This window comes from Microbacterium sp. C448, assembly GCF_000582705.2.
Taxonomy (GTDB): domain Bacteria; phylum Actinomycetota; class Actinomycetes; order Actinomycetales; family Microbacteriaceae; genus Microbacterium; species Microbacterium lacus_A.
Genome location: NZ_HG779841.1, coordinates 629 through 2,860, shown reverse-complemented (window position 1 = coordinate 2,860; position 2,232 = coordinate 629). Strand labels below are relative to the sequence as shown.

Sequence of the window (2,232 nt, the reverse complement as noted above, 5' to 3'; positions counted from 1 at the left end):
AATCCCTGCCAACTACTTGACGCGGGACATTCGCGCCGTCTGAAGAGTTGTTCCGTTTGGGACCGGTTCGCGGATGCAGGTGGTCGAGATTTCTTTTTCGTCTCGTGTTGCGGGCGTGCGTGCGAGGTGTGGGGCGGCTGTCCTATTGTCGGAAGCGACGCGCTGGGGGCCGGGGAGCCCGCGGCGCGGGGGGACCAGGCGCTGACGCGCCCAGGCGAATGGGGATGAGCCATGTATCGACGTACCGTCCGGACTTTCTTGGTCGGCGCGGGTATTGCCGCCGCCGTCTTGCTGGCGGGCTGTACCGCCGCCGGATCGTCGGACCCGAGTGTGTCTGGGGCGAACCCGAGCGCGTCTGACTCGAGCACCGAGCCTGGTGCCGGATCCGCCTCGCCGTCCACCTCAGCCGGATCCGACGCCGCGCCCGCCGCGCCGTCGATCGAGCTGACCTGTGACAACACGATGTCGCCCGACGCGCTGGCGCGATACCAAGCGGCCGGCTGGACCGGTCAAGTTCGAGACCAGACCTGGCTGATCGCCGGCGAGCCGGTCACCGACGGCATCCTGTGTCAGTGGATGGAAGACCACAGCGTCGCGACCGACAACTTCACGTGGCTCGGATGGGCGCCGGTCGCCGACGCCGAGGCGACGATCTCAGACCTGATCCTCGAAGGCGGCTGGCGCCGCGAGGACGCCGCGGAAGGTATCTACATCACCGCCGACGATGCCCAGATGATGCCGATCGTTGACGCTGAGGGCTACGGCACGACCTACCTCTTCGTGGACGGACAGGTACGGTACGCGAGCACCAAATCGGAGCTCGGTTCGATCACTGCCCCTCCCGGTTTCACGCCGTAGCGGCGGTCTCGACCCTGGTGCGGGGATATTTCTTGGCCTCTTCTCCGGCCGGGAGAACGTGAGAGAATTCTCATCCTGAAGTCCCGTTTTGGGCCGAAATGGCGGGGTTTTTCGGGCTTTGGATGTCGGAGACCGTCCGTAGAGTATCGAACATGAGTTCGAATCAGACCGTGGTTGGGGAGGCGCTCGACGACGCCCCCGTCCTCGGTCTAGTCGAGGGAATCGTGGCGTTGCGCAAGCAGGCCGCACAGGTGCACGCGGCGGAGGTTCGACTGCTCGCGGGGGCGGGTGAGCTTGCGGCATCTCGTTCGGCGGTGTTGCGTTCAGATTCGCGGGAGCGGGAGATGCACCTCCGCTCGATCGCCGCGGAACTCGCCCTCGCGGTCCGTGCATCCGACCGGACGCTACAACGGCAGATCAACGATGCTGTCGTGCTCGCGGACGACTTCACACCGGTACTCGAAGCCCTCGAAGCCGGGCGGATCTTCGTCGGCCACGCCCGCGTCATCGTCGACGCGGGCACCCCGATCCAGTACCCCGAAGCCCGCATCGCTTTTGCTACCGAAGCGGTCTCCCGGGCGGAGAACCTCTCGCCGTCTCGCTTGCGCCCCGCGGTCGAGGCTCTCGCGGAGCGGTTCCAGCCCCGCACCGTCACCGAACGACACCGCGATGCCCGCGCCGACCGCGCCGTCACCGTCACCGACCGGCCCGACGGAATGGGCGAACTCACCTACGTCGGCCCCGCCACCCTCGTCCACGGCATCTACGACAGGCTGACGCAACAAGCCCGAGCCGTCCGCAACGCCGCCGCCCAGCCCGGTGCGTCCTTCGGGCCCGCAGCCGTCGCCGCGAGCACGGACACCGCCCCGACGGGTGGTGCGGGTGCCGAGACCTCTGACTGCACGCCCGAGCTCACCCCTGACCCGCGCACGATTGACCAACTCCGCGCCGACATCTTCGCGGACATGCTGCTCACCAGCGCACCCCAAGACGACCCCACCATCGCGGCGGACCCGTCGCTCGGGTTCGGTGGACTCGGCGCGATCAGGGCGATCGTGCACGTCACCGTCCCCGCCCTCTCCCTCGCCGGCCTGAGCGACGACCCGGCCGAACTCGTCGGCCGCGCCCCCATCGACATCGACACCGCCCGCCACCTCGCCGGCATGACCTCGGGCTGGGACCGAGTCCTCAGCGACCCCATCACGGGCGGCATCCTCGCCGTCGACCGCTACACCCCCAACGCCGACCTCAAACGCTTCCTCCGCGCCCGCGACGAACACTGCCGATTCCCCGGCTGCCGCCAACCCGTCCACCGCTGCGACATCGACCACGGCAAGGATTGGGCCCACGGCGGAACCACCTGCGCCCACAACC

At 68.3% G+C, this 2,232-nt stretch carries 2 protein-coding genes; both read left to right on the top strand.

The genetic code is table 11. The features are described 5' to 3' along the window. Nucleotides 1–231 precede the first annotated feature (231 nt). The gene (locus MIC448_RS16185) at nucleotides 232–858 is read left to right on the top strand and encodes a hypothetical protein (RefSeq protein ID WP_051514267.1); all 627 of its coding nucleotides are present in this window, start codon (nucleotides 232–234) and stop codon (nucleotides 856–858) included. A 152-nt stretch (nucleotides 859–1,010) separates the two neighbouring features. Next, nucleotides 1,011–2,232 (top strand): HNH endonuclease signature motif containing protein (locus MIC448_RS16180; protein WP_199484471.1); only part of this gene is annotated, 1,222 nt, incomplete at its 3' end.

What these genes read in the sequence shown, in the direction of transcription:
- MIC448_RS16185 (WP_051514267.1), top strand. Translation starts at nt 232, where the DNA reads ATGTATCGACGTACCGTCCGGACTTTCTTGGTCGGCGCGGGTATTGCC.